The 17,013-nt window shown below is 47.1% G+C and carries 18 protein-coding genes and 1 riboswitch; of the genes, 2 read left to right on the top strand and 16 right to left on the bottom strand.

The window, feature by feature from the left end:
- Nucleotides 1-34 precede the first annotated feature (34 nt).
- The 3 genes from DWX62_RS11430 to DWX62_RS11420 are packed head-to-tail and all read right to left on the bottom strand — an operon-like array spanning nucleotide 35 to nucleotide 3,222.
- The gene (locus DWX62_RS11430) at nucleotides 35-2,044 is read right to left on the bottom strand and encodes an alpha amylase C-terminal domain-containing protein (RefSeq protein ID WP_005825576.1); all 2,010 of its coding nucleotides are present in this window, start codon (nucleotides 2,042-2,044) and stop codon (nucleotides 35-37) included.
- A 31-nt stretch (nucleotides 2,045-2,075) separates the two neighbouring features.
- Nucleotides 2,076-2,522, bottom strand: coding sequence for a YhcH/YjgK/YiaL family protein (locus DWX62_RS11425; RefSeq protein WP_005825575.1), 447 nt, complete (start codon nucleotides 2,520-2,522; stop codon nucleotides 2,076-2,078).
- A 34-nt stretch (nucleotides 2,523-2,556) separates the two neighbouring features.
- Nucleotides 2,557-3,222, bottom strand: coding sequence for a DUF2461 domain-containing protein (locus DWX62_RS11420; RefSeq protein ID WP_008664625.1), 666 nt, complete (start codon nucleotides 3,220-3,222; stop codon nucleotides 2,557-2,559).
- A 335-nt stretch (nucleotides 3,223-3,557) separates the two neighbouring features.
- Between DWX62_RS11420 and DWX62_RS11415 the strand changes: the two genes are divergently transcribed.
- Nucleotides 3,558-3,788, top strand: coding sequence for a hypothetical protein (locus tag DWX62_RS11415; protein WP_005825572.1), 231 nt, complete (start codon nucleotides 3,558-3,560; stop codon nucleotides 3,786-3,788).
- 104 nt (nucleotides 3,789-3,892) lie between these two features.
- On the opposite strand, the gene DWX62_RS11410 is transcribed toward DWX62_RS11415, so the two are convergent.
- The 4 genes from DWX62_RS11410 to DWX62_RS11395 all read right to left on the bottom strand — a co-directional run bounded on the left by DWX62_RS11410 (nucleotide 3,893) and on the right by DWX62_RS11395 (nucleotide 8,413).
- On the bottom strand, nucleotides 3,893-5,590 hold the full coding sequence (locus tag DWX62_RS11410; protein ID WP_005825570.1) for an alpha-amylase family protein: 1,698 nt from the start codon (nucleotides 5,588-5,590) through the stop codon (nucleotides 3,893-3,895).
- A 32-nt stretch (nucleotides 5,591-5,622) separates the two neighbouring features.
- Complete coding sequence (locus DWX62_RS11405; RefSeq protein ID WP_005825568.1) at nucleotides 5,623-6,432, bottom strand: patatin-like phospholipase family protein; 810 nt, start codon at nucleotides 6,430-6,432, stop codon at nucleotides 5,623-5,625.
- Between the two features lie 285 nt (nucleotides 6,433-6,717).
- A complete protein-coding gene (locus DWX62_RS11400) occupies nucleotides 6,718-7,227 on the bottom strand; it encodes an ECF transporter S component (RefSeq protein ID WP_165859011.1) in 510 nt (169 codons plus the stop codon).
- Between the two features lie 64 nt (nucleotides 7,228-7,291).
- On the bottom strand, nucleotides 7,292-8,413 hold the full coding sequence (locus DWX62_RS11395; protein WP_009038441.1) for a DUF362 domain-containing protein: 1,122 nt from the start codon (nucleotides 8,411-8,413) through the stop codon (nucleotides 7,292-7,294).
- Nucleotides 8,414-8,582: 169 nt separating this feature from the next.
- Here DWX62_RS11395 and DWX62_RS11390 point away from each other — a divergent pair, with 169 nt between their 5' ends.
- On the top strand, nucleotides 8,583-9,230 hold the full coding sequence (locus DWX62_RS11390) for a DUF4476 domain-containing protein (RefSeq protein WP_005825555.1): 648 nt from the start codon (nucleotides 8,583-8,585) through the stop codon (nucleotides 9,228-9,230).
- Between the two features lie 108 nt (nucleotides 9,231-9,338).
- Here DWX62_RS11390 and thiD read toward each other — a convergent pair whose 3' ends face one another.
- From thiD to DWX62_RS11345, 9 genes are all read right to left on the bottom strand, one after another.
- Complete coding sequence (thiD, locus tag DWX62_RS11385) at nucleotides 9,339-10,166, bottom strand: bifunctional hydroxymethylpyrimidine kinase/phosphomethylpyrimidine kinase (RefSeq protein WP_009038440.1); 828 nt, start codon at nucleotides 10,164-10,166, stop codon at nucleotides 9,339-9,341.
- 21 nt (nucleotides 10,167-10,187) lie between these two features.
- Nucleotides 10,188-10,790: a thiamine phosphate synthase gene (locus tag DWX62_RS11380; RefSeq protein WP_016273738.1), complete on the bottom strand. Its 603-nt coding sequence runs from the start codon at nucleotides 10,788-10,790 to the stop codon at nucleotides 10,188-10,190.
- 18 nt (nucleotides 10,791-10,808) lie between these two features.
- Entirely contained in the window at nucleotides 10,809-11,504 is a 696-nt protein-coding gene (locus tag DWX62_RS11375; protein ID WP_009038438.1) for a HesA/MoeB/ThiF family protein, read from the bottom strand.
- Nucleotides 11,505-11,539: 35 nt separating this feature from the next.
- Nucleotides 11,540-12,673: a 2-iminoacetate synthase ThiH gene (gene thiH, locus DWX62_RS11370; protein WP_057098126.1), complete on the bottom strand. Its 1,134-nt coding sequence runs from the start codon at nucleotides 12,671-12,673 to the stop codon at nucleotides 11,540-11,542.
- A 20-nt stretch (nucleotides 12,674-12,693) separates the two neighbouring features.
- Nucleotides 12,694-14,376, bottom strand: coding sequence for a phosphomethylpyrimidine synthase ThiC (thiC, locus tag DWX62_RS11365; protein WP_008664608.1), 1,683 nt, complete (start codon nucleotides 14,374-14,376; stop codon nucleotides 12,694-12,696).
- 157 nt (nucleotides 14,377-14,533) lie between these two features.
- Nucleotides 14,534-15,313 (bottom strand): thiazole synthase, encoded by a 780-nt coding sequence (locus tag DWX62_RS11360; protein WP_009038437.1) that lies wholly within the window; start codon nucleotides 15,311-15,313, stop codon nucleotides 14,534-14,536.
- A gap of 23 nt (nucleotides 15,314-15,336) precedes the next feature.
- A complete protein-coding gene (locus DWX62_RS11355; RefSeq protein WP_009038436.1) occupies nucleotides 15,337-15,987 on the bottom strand; it encodes a thiamine phosphate synthase in 651 nt (216 codons plus the stop codon).
- Nucleotides 15,988-15,992: 5 nt separating this feature from the next.
- On the bottom strand, nucleotides 15,993-16,190 hold the full coding sequence (thiS, locus tag DWX62_RS11350) for a sulfur carrier protein ThiS (RefSeq protein ID WP_005837106.1): 198 nt from the start codon (nucleotides 16,188-16,190) through the stop codon (nucleotides 15,993-15,995).
- Between the two features lie 70 nt (nucleotides 16,191-16,260).
- A riboswitch (TPP riboswitch) is annotated at nucleotides 16,261-16,351 on the bottom strand.
- 74 nt (nucleotides 16,352-16,425) lie between these two features.
- Nucleotides 16,426-16,968 (bottom strand): hypothetical protein, encoded by a 543-nt coding sequence (locus DWX62_RS11345; protein ID WP_005837107.1) that lies wholly within the window; start codon nucleotides 16,966-16,968, stop codon nucleotides 16,426-16,428.
- Nucleotides 16,969-17,013: the final 45 nt, after the last annotated feature.

The following is a 17,013-nucleotide window of genomic DNA, read 5'->3' as shown; positions in this document are numbered from 1 at the left end:
TGATATCTGCCTCTTTTTTTGCGTTATGAAATGACTATTTAGTTCTTCTCAGTACAACAGCTGTACGTGCCGGTATGTAAAGCTTCAGCCACTCCTTCTTGTCTTTTTTGTAAAGCGGGTCGTGGATGGTAAAATGTTTGATGGTATCATCCGTCAAACCATTACCGCCATAATCTGGATTATCTGTATTCAAAATAACTTCATAAGTTCCGGCAGGAACCAAGAAACCGTAATCAGTAAAAGACTGCTTAGGGTTGAAGTTGAATACAAAAATCAAGTCCTTGCGCATATAGGCCAATACCTGGTCACCGTCATTATGCCATATTTCTTGGACCGGAGTAGCCTGGAAGTTCTTTATGCTTTTTACAACTCCCAACATGGCAGCATCAAAGTCACCCATATAATGATATGCCAGATTCTTGTTGTCCACCAAATTCCATTGGCGGCGGGCATATTTACAAGACCAACCGTTACCTTCACGGGGGAAGTCAATCCATTCCGGATGTCCGAATTCATTGCCCATAAAGTTAAGATAACCGCCATTGATAGTAGTCGCAGTCAGTAAACGTATCATTTTATGGAGAGAAATGCCTCGATTTACGGTATAGTTCTCGTCTCCTTTCTGCATGTGCCAGTACATATCCGCATCAATCAAGCGGAAAATGATGGTTTTATCGCCCACCAAAGCTTGGTCATGGCTTTCCGCATAGGAGATGGTCTTTTCATCTTTGCGGCGGTTGGTCACTTCCCAGAACATGCTGGATGGCTTCCAGTCTTCATCTATTTTCTCCTTGATTGTCTTAATCCAATAATCGGGAATATTCATGGCCATACGGTAATCAAATCCGTAGCCGCCATCTTCATATTTTGCCGCCAGTCCGGGCATTCCCGATACTTCTTCGGCAATGGTGATGGCTTTGGCATTGACCTGATGGATAAGCCGGTTGGCAAGTGTCAGATAACAAATGGCATTGTCGTCTTGATGTCCGTTGAAGTAATCTCCATAATTACAGAATGCTTCTCCCAAACCATGACTATAATATAACATGGAGGTTACTCCGTCAAAGCGGAAGCCGTCGAAATGATATTCTTCCAGCCAGAATTTACAGTTAGACAGCAGGAAGTGAATAACTTCGTTCTTGCCGTAATCAAAGCAAAGTGAATCCCAAGCTGGATGTTCCCGACGTCCACCGGGATAGAAATATTGATTAGGATCACCGGCAAAGTTACCCAAGCCTTCCACTTCATTCTTCACAGCGTGTGAATGGACAATATCCATGATAACGGCAATCCCCATACTATGGGCTGTATCAATCAACTCCTTCAGTTCTTCCGGAGTACCAAAACGGGAAGAAGCGGCAAAGAAACTGGAAACATGGTATCCGAAGCTACCATAATAGGGATGTTCCTGGATAGCCATAATCTGTATGCAGTTGTAGCCTTCTTTGGCGATACGTGGAAGAATCTTTTCCTGAAATTCCTTATAGCTACCGACCTTTTCCTCCTGCTGAGACATACCGATATGGCATTCATATATCAATAAAGGATCTGTAGATGGCTTGAAAACCCGCTTTTTCATTTTATAGGGTTTCTCCGGAGCCCAAACCTGGGCACTGAATATTTTAGTCTGTTCGTCTTGTACGACACGTGTAGCCCATGCAGGAATGCGTTCACCGCAACCACCGTCCCAATGTACCATCAGCTTGTACAAGTCACCGTGTTTCACGGCATCAGCAGGAAGCTTGATTTCCCAATTACCGTTTGCTTTACGCTTCAAGCTATATTTTTTTTCTTCTTTCCAATCGTTAAAAGTTCCGACCATAAAGATTTGGGTTGCGTTAGGCGCCCATTCACGGAAAACCCAACCATCGTCAGTACGATGCAGGCCGAAATAGAGGTATCCGGATGCAAAATCAGACAAGGTTAGTTTTCCTTTGTTGGTCAATTCCGATTCTTTGTCTATGGCATGTTGATGACGTCCGTTGATGGCATCGGCAAAAGGTTCCAGCCATGGGTCATTCTTGATTAAATTCAATGTTTCCATAAAGAGGATGAGTTTTGGATATTTGATAAATTTACGCTTTAACTTTCACAATTATTTTTTTTACACCGTCAGGGGTAATACCCGGAGCATGCCCGTCCTGAGGGAAAAAGATAGCAAACATTCCGGGCTTCACTGCAATATAGTCCTCCGCCAGTCCTTCAAAAAAAGTGATGTCTTTTTCCGCATTGTAAGGAGCATCAACCGGAAGGCAGTCTTGGGCGGCGGTATAACCCATTATCTCCGTACCGGACAAGGGTATTTGAATGTCAATATAGTCTTTATGGGTTTCCAGTTTGGCATTTTCTTTTTCTTTTGGGTTTGTCTGCGCCACGTTGACCAGCAAGTCCTTTCCTTTCAGTTCGGTCTTGCCGATTTCCAAAGAGTGCAAGTCATGTGATTTTAAAAAATCAATGGCCTGCTCAAACAGAGGATGCAGCAAAGTATATTTTTCTATGTTTTCAAGTCTGTCTATAACCATAATTCAAATGTTTTAAGTTAGTTATATAGGTAAATTATTCAAAGTCGTCTATGGTGTAATTCACAAAATCAGAAAAACGCTTCATCTGCTTGAAGATGTCGTCTGTACGATCCAAAAAGTCTGGAGCAAGAAAGAAGCTGTCCGGCTGGCAGCAGGCAACCGTATACTCTTTACACTGAAGGTATTTCAGATAGGGATAGTCCTTTGGAAATCCTTTTGGAGCTGTTTTTAGAAAATTCTCTCCGATGACGGGAAAGTATTGCTTGAAAGCAGGATCTTCCACTATACTGCGAAATTCATCTATATTGTCGTGTACCGCTTGTCGCAGAGCTCTTAACAAGGGCGGGGGAGGACAATAACTTCCACCGGCCAACAAGCAGTTTCCCGGTTCCAGATGCACGTAATAGCCACAATGGTCGGATTTCTTTCCTTTCGCATTGATATATCCTCCCAGATGTGTCTTGTAGGGAGTTTTATCTTCGGAAAAGCGTGTATCACGATAAATACGGTATGTACAGTCCTTTGCTTCTATACCACGGATGCTTTCATCAAATAAAGAGATACGGGAGATAATTACTGTAAGCAAGTTTTCAAACTCGCTGCGGGCGACTTCATACTGTTCCCGGTGAGAATTGAACCATTCACGATTGTTGTTTGCAGACAGTTCTTTCAAAAATTGAAATATAACAGGGATATTCATATCATATTCTTTCCTTATTATCTGCCAAATTTACGGATAATATTTCTAACATGCTACAAAGAAGGGTAAAAAAAAGCATCGGCTCTGGTAAACCGATGCTCCTTACACATTTATCAATCAAACAGACGCTTCTGTTTTTGATGTACTTACTTATCACAAGCGGGTACGTCTCTTTTAATTAATCTTATATCTAATACTATGAAAAACACATTTATATAACACAACAAATTGGAATTTTGTTCATGCAGATGAGGATAACTTTAGCATAAAAAAATGGGTGGGTCATTTTATTCTGCATTCGGTTTGCACTATCTTTGCAAGAAAATATGTAGAATATGGCCGAATATAAATTTGATGAAGATAGCGTTAAAGCGCTGATAGATTGGGCAAAGAGCACATCTTTCCCTCAAAGTGTAACATTGTCTGATGCTGAGAACATAGTGGATGTGAAACGTTTTGTGCAAGCTAACCTGAGTGACATAGATGCACATTATCCTGATGATTTTTATAATCCTGCCATCACGCGGCTATATCGGCTGAAGGAATATATGGAAGAGAACAAATAAAGACTTGGCACTGATTATGCGGAAAACCACGAAGCGATTAAGAAATCCGTGTTGTTCTGCATAATCAGTGCCAAATCTAATAAATCACCAGAGTTGTGACTCCGTTATAGCTTTATCTTAAGTATCTTTCCTCCATATCCTTCGACGGCCACATTAGTAGCCTTATAGGGAAGCAGACTTATGTTTTCTTCTTTTCCGCTGAGCAGCTCCGTAGCTTTGTACTGGTCCATCTGCGGTATTTGCAGGAAGTCAAAAGCATGAGAAGGAATATTTATGGCAAGGTCTGCCGAGATATGGTCGAAGTTCACGACGAACAGCAGCAGGTCTCTCTCAAATTTGCGCAGGAATGTATATTGCTTATGTTCATTAAAGCGCCATCCGTTGACATTGGCATACATCAAATCGAAGAAAGCCCCCTGAGAGATGGCCTTTTCTTCATTGCAAAGAGTCAGTAGCCGTTTATAAATGCTGTATAGGTGTTTCTGGTCCTCCGTCAGCATCTTGCCGTCGAACTTGCCGCCATTGCGCCAACGGCGGATGGTATCTACACTCCAATAGTCAAAGATGGTTGTACGTCCGTCTCGGCCGCTGAAACCTTCACTATCCATGCCCAGCTCACCAAACTCCTGACCGAAATAAATCATCATCGGATTGGTGTTCATGCAGGCTGACACAATGAGTGCCGGAATCGCCTTGCGTGGGTTACTGGCAAAAAAGTCGGAAGCGATACGTTGCTCGTCATGGTTTTCCAGAAAGTTCAGCATGCGTTTTTCTATACCTCCCAGACTTTGCCAAGAGCGGGTGATGGCAGTTGCCGATTCATACCCGCAAGTAACAGCCCGCAAGGTATCATAAAGTCCTACTTTGTCGTATAAATAATCAAACTTGCCACGGAACAAGTAATTCTTGTATTCTCCCGGGTTATAGACTTCGGCTATAAACAGCAGGGAGGGATATTGCTCCTTTACCTGCGGGATTGCCCATTCCCAGAACTCTACGGGAACCATTTCGGCCATATCGCAACGGAAACCGTCTATATTCTTTCCCGCCCAGAACAGCATGATATCCAGCATCTTGGTCCATGTGTCGGGAATGGGGTCGAAATGGCAAGTCCCGCCGTTCTGATAATCCACTCCATAATTCAACTTTATAGTTTCGTACCAATCGGTGATGTTTGGATAAGCGTCAAAACGGTTGTTTCCGGTAGCTTTTGCCGGAAACTCCCTATAAGGTTCGGCGGCTGCACCTTTCATGTCAAATTGGCCATGCAGTTCCGATTTCGGGATATAATAGAAGTTATTATATGGGCTGAACGCATAATTGGTATCATCGTTTGAACCCAGTTGTGAAGTGCCATCCGGCTGGGCATCCGAGTGATATTGACGGGCTACGTGGTTGGGAACAAAATCTATGATAACCTTCAGACCGCTACGGTGAGTGCGCTGCACCAGATTCTCAAACTCTCTCATACGCTCCGGTACGTCCTTGGCGAGATCCGGATCGACATCATAGTAGTCCTTGATGGCATAGGGAGATCCGGCTTTACCTTTCACAATGGCCGGATGGTCGGGTTGGATATTGTGACGGCGGTAGTCAGTTTGCGTAGCATGCTCGATGATGCCCGTGTACCATATATGTGTAGCGCCAAGCTTCTTGATTTCTCCCAACGCCTTGGCTGTAAAGTCAGCCATCTTGCCGCATCCATTTTCGGTGATGCTGCCATTATTGATGCAGTGGTTATTGTTGTTTCCGAATAGTCGGGTGAACACTTGATAAATAATCAATTTGTTTTCGTCGTTCATTTCTTTGTTTTCTATGTTATAGAATGGTTATTTTATTCTTTCCAAATGCTGCCTTTGTCTATGAGCAGGCGTTCCAATATATCATTGGTCGTATTATATCCCTGCATGAATATCTCCTCCGCCTTTTCCAGCTCTGTATTGCTGTATCCTTCCAAGTTATAAGGTTCTATCAGCAAATCAGCCTTCTCGCGTTCAGGAAAAGAGTTGGAGCGGAACATAAAATTATAGGAACGTAAGGCAATGCTCACAATGTTCATTTTATACTTGGTTGCCATCAGAGGGCTGACATTCACGGCAATCACTTTTTCGCATATACGGCGGAGGGTAGAGACAGGCAGGTTCATCAGCAGGCCTCCGTCCACGTAATGGGTGCCGTCTATATTGACCGGGGCAAACAATACCGGCATGCAACACGAAGCTGCTACGCGTTCGGCGATGTCCCCTTTATGGAAATGTACCAGACGTCCGTGGTCCAGGTCAGTAGCTGTAATAATCAGAGGGATTTGCAGTTCTTCCAGTTTCTTGGATTTCAGATTGCTTTTCAGGAAATCGATGAATTCTCCCAATTCAAACAATCCGACTTTGGGAATCACCAGTTTGGTCAGGTCCTGAAACTTGTGCCCGGCAAAGTAGTCAAGAACTTTATGCGGTTCATTGCCGTCGGCGTAGAATACCCCGGCCAAGGCTCCGGCGCTGACTCCGGAAAGTATATTGGGCTTTATGTCATGTTCCAATAAGGATTGCATGGCACCCAAATGGGCAAAGCCTTTGATGAAACCGCCGCTTAAGGCAAAACCTATTGGATATTTTTTAGTGAACCAGTTGTTCGTTACTACTTCCATGTTGAAAATATGATATATTGTTCGGCACGAAATTAATGATTTTATTGTAGGGAGAAAGGAAAATAGCGGAAAAAAGTTCAAAGTATTAAGAGAAAAGTCTTCTCTATTAAGGAGAAAGTTTTTCTTAGTTAGGGAAAAAGTTTTTATCAGTTAAGAAAAAACTTTGTTTATGGTTTGCGGATGTCTATCCCAAGCCTTGGGATAGACATCCGCAAACTGGGGATATGTATCCGCAGTGTGCGAACAAAGTTTTAGGATTAAGGGATACTGTTTGAGAATATACGTTTATTTCTTTGCGATTGCTTTCAGCAGTGCATATCCTCCAAACCACTGAATCAGCATGCCCGGAATGCCCATACGGAAATCTTGCACAGCCAGAAAGAAATTACCGCACAACGCCCATTCAAAGACCGTACCGATAATTTGATAGGAGAGGACTACACCCAGCAATGCCAATAAAGAGATATTCTTGGCATAGCGTGCAGCAAGAGCGGCGGTTCCGGCCAGCAGACCGGACTTTATAAGTATGGCCGGCAACACGGCTGCTGCAGGCATGGCAAAAAGCAGATGATTGATGACCGGAGACAAGAGAGCCGTCAGCAGACCTACCTTGAAACCATATTTATAAGCAGCTATCAGTGTAAAGAAATAGATGGGAAGCAACGTCGGACCGCCTGCTGGGACCAGATGGCAGAGTTGCGGCAAGGCGATGTTTCCTGCCACGAACAGCAGGACGAATAGATAGGTCTTTACGTTGCCGAAAGGCAAAGAATAAAGTTTTACAGATGTTTCCATTTGTATAATATTATAGTTGATAAATCTATTTTTATTATGACTGTTTAAAACTGAAAAGGTTTAATCAAATCTTCACCAATTCATATTCCATGGTTCCCAATCCTATTTTCTCGGCATGGCGCAATCCGGCAAGCCAGTCTGTGTCGGGGTGCATCAAGTGGAACTTGTCGCATCCACACAAGTCGTCGTGCTCGTGTGCCGTGGCAAGGCAATTGTTACCGTGCAGTATCGGGGCTTGGATGACCATATCTGCACATGCCTTGTCCAGTGCAACCGGGTCTGCCGAAGCCAGAATGCCGAGGTCGGGCACGATGGCGGCATCGTTGTGGTTCCAGCAGTCGCATTCGGGAGATACGTTCATGATGAAGCTGATGTGGAAATGGGGCTTGCCCATAACGACAGCGAGGGCATATTCCGCAATCTTGTAGTTCAGGCGCTCGGAAGTATCTTCGGCTCCCATCACGGCACCGTCGTGCTGGCAGAGGGCTACGCACTGTCCGCAACCTACGCATTTGGCGTAGTCTATTTCTGCCTTGCGGCTGGCATTGAGGTGCACAGCGTCGTGTGCGCAATGCTTCACGCAGATGTTGCAGCCGATGCAGCTTGCTTCATCAATCTTGGGTTGCGAGGCGCAATGCAGTTCCAGCTTTCCGCCTACGCTGGCACATCCCATGCCCAGATTCTTCAAGGCGCCGCCAAAACCGGCTTGTTCGTGCCCCTTGAAGTGGTTCATACTGATTACAATATCGGCATCGGCTATCGCTGTGCCGATTTTGGGTGCCGGACAATATTCCCCGTTCAGAGGGATTTCGCGGTAGTCCGTTCCCTTCAGTCCGTCGCCGATAATGACCTGGCACTGGGCCGAGATAGGGTTAAAGCCATTCTCCATCGCACTTTGCAAGTGGTCTACAGCATTGGCACGACGACCGGAATACAGCGTGTTGCAGTCCGTCAAGAAAGGTTTGGCTCCCAGGCTGCGGAGCAGGGTTGCCATTCGAGCTGCATAATTGGGACGCAAGTATGCCAGGTTTCCGGGTTCGCCGAAATGGATTTTAATGGCAGCAAAGCTATCTTTCAAAGGAAGTTGCTCGATGCCTGCCCTTTTCAGCAAGCGTTCCATTTTATCCAAAAGATTGGATGTAGGGGAGGTACGCAAATCAGAGTAGTATACTTTTGCTTTTTCCATGTGTTTTTACCTATTTATAGTGATAGTATCTGCAAAAATAACGGATTATTTCCATATTAATAGGTATATGGCTAAAAAAAGTAGGGAAATCCCTTTTGACAAATAGGGGGATAATAAGAGGTCTATCCATGTTTCTGCCTACCTTTGTGGCAACTAAAAACTCGATAAGATGAAAACAATCAGACTAATTATTGCGGGACTGGTAATGACGATGGGATTCAGCAGTTGTTCCAGTTTGTTTTATGATGCTAAGGTAGATGTGTTGAACAGTATCCAGAAGGGGATGAGCAGGCAGGAGGTCACCAAGATATTGGGAACTCCAGAGTATCGCCGCTTCGACCGGGATATAGAAGAATGGGAATATTCCAGAGTGCTGTCCGGTAAAAGTAATATCAGCCGAACTCAGATTGTCGTGACTTTTGAAGGTGGGAGAGTCGTTGCAATGGACTCATTCTCCGGAGAGCCACGTACGTTGCCGGTTGTTCCCAGTGAAGTAGTGATAGATTCTCCAGCTCCGGTTTATGTCAGGGGGATGCACCCCGAAGACTTCCGGCATTTTTATGAAAAAGTGAAGTCCCGCCCTTTCAAGGATGATCAAATCGAAATGATGAGAACTGTTGCCCGAAACAACAGTCTGAACTGTGTGCAATGTGCCAGTTTGATGGCACTATATACTTTTGATGACGACAAGATGAAAGTCCTCAACATATTCGCTCCCAATATCGTAGATCCGGAAAACTACGAAGCGATTTTAGACGTCATTGATTCACTGTTCAAGAAAGACGATGCCAAGAAAATTCTGGGCATACGCTATTAAGAAGCAGGCATGTCGAAACGCATTGTCCGTTGGTGCCAAACACATGATGTATCGGAGGCTGACAGATAATGCGTTTAAGGTAAACAGATAATGCGTTTCGACGAGCTCTTATTCCGATAAAGGAAAGTGCCATAACGGACCGTTCCCGTGCCCTATATTCATGTCTTTCCCCCGGTTTATCGCAGTACCGATATACTCTTTAGCCTTGCAGACCGCTTCATCGAGTTTGTTGCCACCGGCAAGAAATGTAGCTATGGCAGAGGAAAGGGTACACCCCGTGCCGTGCAGGTTACGGCTCTCTATTTTGGGATTGGAATAGAGGATGCATCCGGATGGCAGGACGTCAGCCCCGGCAGAAGGTTGCCGGCAATAAAGCACGTCGCACATGTCATTGCCCTCCAGATGTCCGCCTTTGACGAGAACAGCGGTATTGTATCTGCAGGATAATTCCTGTGCCGCTTGCTGCATCTCCACAGTGCCGGCAATGGTTCGCCCCCAAAGCAGGCTTGCTTCATTCAGGTTGGGAGTAATGAGGGTGCATAGCGGAAACAGTTCCGTCTTAATGACTTGTATGGTTTCTTCGGTCATCAGCCGCCGTCCGCTGGTCGATATCATGACGGGGTCATAGACTATACACTCCGGAGTATATGTCTGAAGACAATCGACAATGGTGGTCACAATACCGGCATCATATACCATACCTATCTTGACGGCATCCGGCCTTAAATCATCCATAACAGAGGTGATTTGTGCCTTAACCATATCCACAGGTATCGGATAAACCGATTGTACTCCCAGTGTGTTTTGTGCAGTAACAGCCGTGATGACGGAAGCGGCATAACCTCCCAAAGCGGAAATGGTCTTTATGTCTGCTTGTATGCCTGCACCGCCCGAACAGTCGGAACCGGCAATGGAAAGGATAATAGGGGGAAGCATGAAATAATTAAAAATTAGAAATTAAAAATTAAAGGGGTGAGAGGAAAGCTGTTTCAGGTGGAGGAAGTGGGGGATGAAAGCTTCCTTCGCTTGCTGCCAGACATCTCCCAGCAGTACGGCACCTCCGAAACCTAAAGCGGCTATTTCCGGAAGATGTTCCAAGGTGATGCCACCCAATGCCATCACCTTTGAGTCGATAATACCAGCTTGCTGCGCCTTCTGCAAGGTATCGCAGGAGTAAGCGGAAGAATAGCCTTCTTTGGATATACTGTCATAAATGGGGCTGAGGAACACATAGTTACAATCTGATTTATGTTTCAACACTTCTTCAAGAGAGTGACAAGAGCGACTGACATGTCCCTTATATCCGGACGGTATCTGCGGATTGCGCCCGTTCAGATGAATTCCTTTCAGACCGAAAACGGATGCCAGCTGGAATTGCTCATGCGTGACAATGCGTGGCATATATTCCATCGGTAGCTGTTGAAGAAAATTCCCCATCTCCTCTGCCGAAGCTCCCGGCTTGCGCAGGTGGAGTATTTCCAAACCGTTTTGGAATAAGGAGGTAACTGCCTCTGCTTCTCCTTCAAAGAATTGCGGCGTGGTAATGACTATCAGTTTCATATCTTTATGGATGTTTGCCTATAATGAGAGAATATACGACTGCATGGTCCTTAAATCAATCGTCCATAGCTTTCCAGCCAAGGGTTCACCGTAGCCGCAAATCAGTTTCAACACTTCATTGGCTTCTACGCTACCCACAATGGCAGGGGTTACGCCGATAACCGATTTGTCCGGAGATGGCATGAGCAGTGTCCCTTCTTCATCTGGATAGAGGTCACGATAGTTTTTTGCACTCTCACCGTAGCAGAAGACGGACACTTGGCCTTCAAAGCCTTGAATGGCACCATAAACGTAGGGCTTGCCCCAAGCGTTGCATACGTCATTCAGCAAGTAGCGGGTAGCGAAGTTGTCGCACCCGTCTACCACTATATCGTAGTTCCTTATCAGTTCTCCGGCATTCTTCTTGTCCAGACGGAAGGGGTATACTTCCACGTTTACATCGCTGTTCAAACCCTGCACTCTACGGGCGCCACATAGAGGTTTAGGCTGCCCAAGGTCAGCTTCAGCATACAGAACCTGACGTTGAAGATTACTGATGCTGACCTGGTCATCGTCCACCAATCCCAGCGTTCCGACTCCTGCTCCCGCCAGATAGAGGGCAATGGGAGAACCCAATCCTCCCACACCGACTATCAACACCTTGGCATTACGCAGTTTCTCTTGTCCGGCTTCGCCTATTTCGGGAAGGGACGTTTGTCTGGCATATCGGTTCATTTGTTCATTGTTATTAAGGTTCTGTATTCGGTCACTCATCTCTTGAAAGCCTTCAAATCAAAACTCGCATCCCAATCTTTCCACACCGGTTCGCGCCCCAGGCGTTTCAACGCTTTGTCCACTTCCACAGCCTTGCGCTCGTCGCTGACATGAAACTGTTCCAGTGTTTGCGGATAGCTGTAATATCCTCCCGGTTCGGTCTTGCTTTCGGCGCTCATGGTTGTCACACCGAGTGTTGCCATATGGTCGCGTATATCGGCAGGCTCGCGGGTGGAGTAGGAGATGTCTACATCATGGTCGAAGATGCGCATGGCGAAAGTGACTTGTGCCAGTTCGCGGTCGCTCATGATGACATTGGGCTGGAAGCCGCCGTTCTCCGAAGGACGCATACGGGGGAAGTTGACGCTGTATTTCGTTTGCCAATAATGTTTCTGGAGATAGCGCAGGTGATAAGCCATCATGGTGATGTCTGTCCGCCATTCTTTCTCCAGACCGATGAGCACTCCCATGCCGATGGAATGGACGCCTGCCTGCCCCATACGGTCAAAACCGTTGACACGCCATTCAAACTTGGACTTCATGCCGCGGGGGTGGTAGATGTTGTAATTCGCTTTGTGATAGGTTTCCTGGAAACAAATCACACCGTTCATGCCGTGCTCTTTCAGCTCTGCATACTCTTCCGTTTTTAAGGGCATCACTTCTATTTTCAGATTGCTGAAGTAGGGTTTTGCCAGGTCCAGTGCGCGGGCTATGTAGGGCACGCCTGCTTTGGCCGGATTTTCTCCCGTCACCAACAGCAAATTCTCGAAAGGTGCCAGCTTCTTGATGGCCTTGTACTCGTTCACGATTTCTTCTTCCGTCAGTATGGTACGCGGCATGGGGTTGCTGATGTGGAAACCGCAATACACGCAAGAGTTGGTGCAGGAATTCGTGATGTAAAGAGGCACGAACATGGAGATGGTCTTCCCGAATCGTGCCTCGGTGTATTTCTTGCTCAATCGTGCCATCGTCTCCAGATAGGGGGCAGCGGCGGGTGAGATGAGGGCCATGAAGTCCTCTACATTACAATGTTCTTTGGAGAGGGCACGGCGTACATCCGCATCTGTCTTGGCATGGATGCGTGCCGTGGTTTCCTCCCAGGATATATGTTCTAATTCGTCTGAAAACATAGTGTTCTATCAATTCCCATTTATTTCTTTTTTAATTCTCTCGACAACCGCATTGCGCAGAAGTTTGGTCCGCACATCGTGCAATACTCCCCATCCACATGCTTCCCTGCATGGAAATAGCTGAACGCACGTTCCGGGTCGAGTGACAAGTCAAACTGGTCTTTCCAGCGGAATTCATAACGCGCTTTGCTCAGTGCATTGTCGCGCACTTGTGCTCCGGGATGCCCTTTTGCCAGGTCGGCAGCATGGGCGGCTATCTTATAGGTGATGACACCTACACGCACATCCTCCTTATCGGGCAGCGCCAGATGCTCTTTGGGGGTGACATAACAGAGCATGGCCGTACCCAGCCAACCTATCTGTGCCGCGCCGATGGCAGACGTAATATGGTCGTAACCCGGTGCGATGTCCGTCACGATGGGGCCGAGCGTATAGAAAGGCGCATCGTGGCATTTTTCTATCTGGCGCTCCATATTCTCCTTAATCTTGTGCATGGGCACGTGGCCGGGACCTTCGATGAAAGCCTGCACATTCTTGTCCCAGGCACGCAGCACAAGCTCGCCCATCGTGTCGAGTTCTGCAAACTGCGCTTCATCGTTGGCATCGTGCGTAGACCCCGGACGCAGCCCGTCTCCCAAAGAGATGGCAACGTCATACTGTGCCAGAATGTCGCAAATGTCATCAAAGTGTTCGTAAAGGAAACTCTCGCGGTCGTGCACCAGGCACCATTTGCTCATGATGCTGCCGCCACGGCTCACGATGCCGCACAACCTTTTCTCGGCCAGATGCACATTGTGGCGGCGTATGCCGGCATGGATGGTGAAGTAGTCCACTCCCTGCTCGCATTGTTCAATCAAGGTGTCGCGGTAGATTTCCCAGGTGAGGTCTTCCACCTTGCCGTTCACTTTCTCCAATGCCTGGTAGATGGGGACAGTGCCCACGGGAACGGGACAGTTGCGGATAATCCATTCGCGCGTTTCGTGTATGTTCTCGCCCGTGGAGAGGTCCATCAGCGTGTCGCCGCCCCATTTGCAGCTCCACAATGCTTTCTCTACCTCTTCTTCGATGCCCGAGGTGGTGGCGGAGTTTCCGATATTGGTATTTATCTTCACCAGGAAGTTACGGCCTATAATCATCGGCTCTGCTTCGGGATGGTTGATGTTGGCAGGAAGCAGGGCGCGTCCGGCAGCAATCTCCTGGCGTACAAATTCCGGTGTGATGTGCGTCTCTATTCCCAGCTCCGCGCAGTTCATGTTCTCGCGAATCGCCACATACTCCATTTCAGGCGTGATGATGCCTTGTTTGGCATAGTACATCTGTGTGCAGCATTTTCCTTGAAGGGCGCGGTAGGGCAGGGTGATATGCTCAAAGCGCAGAGAGTCGAGCGACCGGTCGTCGCGGCGCATGCGCCCGTACTCCGACGTTATTTCGGAAAGCTGCTCCACATCGCCGCGTTTCAGTATCCACGGCTCGCGCAGACGGGGCAGCCCTTTCTTCAAATCCACTTCGACGGCAGGGTCGCTGAACGGTCCGCTGGTATCATACACATACACTTCCGGATTCGGAGTAAGTACCTTTTCTCCATCAACGAAGTTCGTACTGGGCACTTGCTCCACCTTGCGCATAGCTACGCGCAATTCGGGAAACAAGGTGCCCGGCAAATATACTTTCTCGGAACGGGGGAATTTTATCTTCTGGTTCATTTTTCTTTAGGTTTTGTTATGTAGAGATTTACGATTAGACAATTTACGATTTACGATTGGAGTTTGTATTGTTAAACAACCTCTCTCAACCGGTAGGTTTATGATTGCATGAGTAACTTCAATCGTAAATCGTCTAATCGTAAATCTCCCTGTTTTATCATTTTTCATTCAAGAAAGCCGTCAGCGGTGAGCTGGCTTCCGCAACAAAATTATCTGCCTGTATGCCCAGACCTGCTTCGTATGCCATGCGTCCTGCCTCTACAGCCTGCTTGAACGCTACCGCCATGGTCACGGGGTCGCCCGCCACTGCAATGGCTGTATTCACCAGGCAAGCCGAAGCGCCCATTTCCATAGCCTCTGCCGCATGGCTCGGGGCACCGATACCGGCATCCACCACTACGGGGATATTGGCTTGCTCGATGATTATTCTCAGGAAATCCCTTGTCTGCAGTCCTTTGTTTGTACCGATAGGAGCACCCAGCGGCATGACGGTGGCGGCACCGGCTTCTTCCAGCCTCTTGCACAGTGTGGGGTCGGCCTGGCAATAGGGCAGTACCACAAATCCTAACTTGACCAGTTCTTCTGTGGCTTTCAGCGTCTCTACAGAATCGGGCAACAGATAGCGGGGGTCGGGGTGTATCTCCAGTTTCAGCCAGTTCGTGCCGAAAGCTTCACGCGCCATCTGTGCAGCAAAAACAGCTTCTTCGGCATTGCGCACGCCGGAGGTGTTGGGTAGAAGCTGGATGCCGGGATGCTGTATGTGTACCAGCATATTGTCTTCCTTGTTGTCCAGTTCAATGCGTTTCATGGCTACCGTCACCATTTCTGTGCCGGATGCCAGGATAGACTGCTCCATCACTTCATCGGAATTGAACTTTCCGGTTCCTAAAAACAGACGGGAGTTGAACTCACGTTCCGCAATCACTAATTTTTCCATATCAGTCGTCATATATTAATTCTTTATTTTTCATTCTCCATTAAAGAAATGATTCTTTTCATTTCATCTGCCGGACTATCGGCATGCAGTACCGTGCCCGAAAGGGCAATCCCGCTTACCCCCGTCTGCATAACGGCTGGAATATCCGCTATGGTTATTCCACCGATGGCTACTATCGGAAGGTGTATATCCTTCTCCTGCATCCGGTGGATGATAGCTGTATATCCTTCCAGTCCCAATATCGGACTCAGATTCTTCTTGGTAGTGGTGTAGCGGAAGGGGCCGCAGCCTATGTAGTCGGCACCGGCTTTGTAGTGTTGCAGTACATCCTCAAAAGTATTGGCGGTACCGCCTATAATGTACTCCGCGCCCAGAATCCGGCGTGCGTCGGCTATGGGCATGTCTTTCTTTCCAAGATGTACGCCGTCGGCATGCAGTTTTCGCGCCAGTTCCACATGGTCGTCAATGATGAAGGTGGCACCGTATTGCCGGCAAAGGGCCTGCACTTCCAAAGCTACGGGTTCTATCGTTTCCACCGGGGTGTCTTTCATGCGCAGTTGCACCCAGCGGCAACCGCCCTCAAGAGCCATGCGTGCAGCATCCAGATACGAATATCGTTCCGTATAGTGCGTGATGAACTGCATTCCTCCGTTTTTCAGTCTCTCGTCCTTCATCTTCCTCACCCTCCGCAAGCTGCTTTGATAATGATGATGGGCATGTATTCCCTCAGGATGCATTTTGTCCATTCCGTGCGAAGTACAATACGGTTGTCTACGGCCACGGCAATGCCTTGCATCGGTAGGGCAAGTTCCTCGATAAGTTGTGAAAGGGTAGTGGCGCCGGTTTTCACTTCCTTGTTGTTGACCAATACTTTCATTTTTCTGTTCATTAAGAAATAAAACAAATGGAAGTAAATACAAAGAAGCGTCTTTACGGCAAGTTCAGTGAAGAAAGAAATATCCAATTCCTACGGCAGTACTAACTGCATCAGGTTCGAGGGTATAATCTCAGCCCGTCGGGGCACCCCTTTGTCTTTACGGCAACAAAGGTAAGGGAAAATCGGAAATAAAAAACAAAAGAACGTACTTTTTATTTCAGTGATTACTTTTTGTTTACTCGCGCCCCTTTGTGGCACGTATCTTTTTCAGCGTATTCCGAACAGTGGTTCTGACTCCAGTTGAATAAAAATCAAGCTCTGTATTTTCCAGTATCAGTTGCAATTCCTGCAGCAGTTCCGGCTCCTTCCTGCAAAGCAGATAGGCTATTCTGATGGAAAGGGCTTGCACTCCTATGCTTTCTTGCGGAGATAGCATGTGGTCCAGGCAGTAATTCAGCAAATCGACGGAGATTGGAGTAGGGATGGGAATATTATACAGTATAGATAATAAGAGACGTTTGGAACCGTCGTGCGTGCAGTCTATCAGCCGTTGAATGATTTCATCGTACAGTAGGATGAACCAGCCGGGATGGATTTCGCTCAATTTCTCGCATACCCATATTGCCCGCCATGACACCGTCTGTTTTTCATCGTATGTCAATCGGTATATATCTTCAAAATACTCGGGGCAGAGGCATACCTCTTGTACCAGAGAGTCTATCGATAACTTATGAATAGGTACTGCCAAGGTATTTCTGAACTCCGTAATCTTTTCCATATATCCCATTTTGTTGTGAGTGGCAAATATAAAGGAAATGGCCTA

Source organism: Bacteroides sp. AF20-13LB, from assembly GCF_003603065.1.
Taxonomy (GTDB): Bacteria; Bacteroidota; Bacteroidia; order Bacteroidales; family Bacteroidaceae; genus Bacteroides; species Bacteroides uniformis.
The sequence above is the reverse complement of the archived record's forward strand: the minus strand, read 5'-3'. Positions and strand labels throughout refer to the sequence as shown.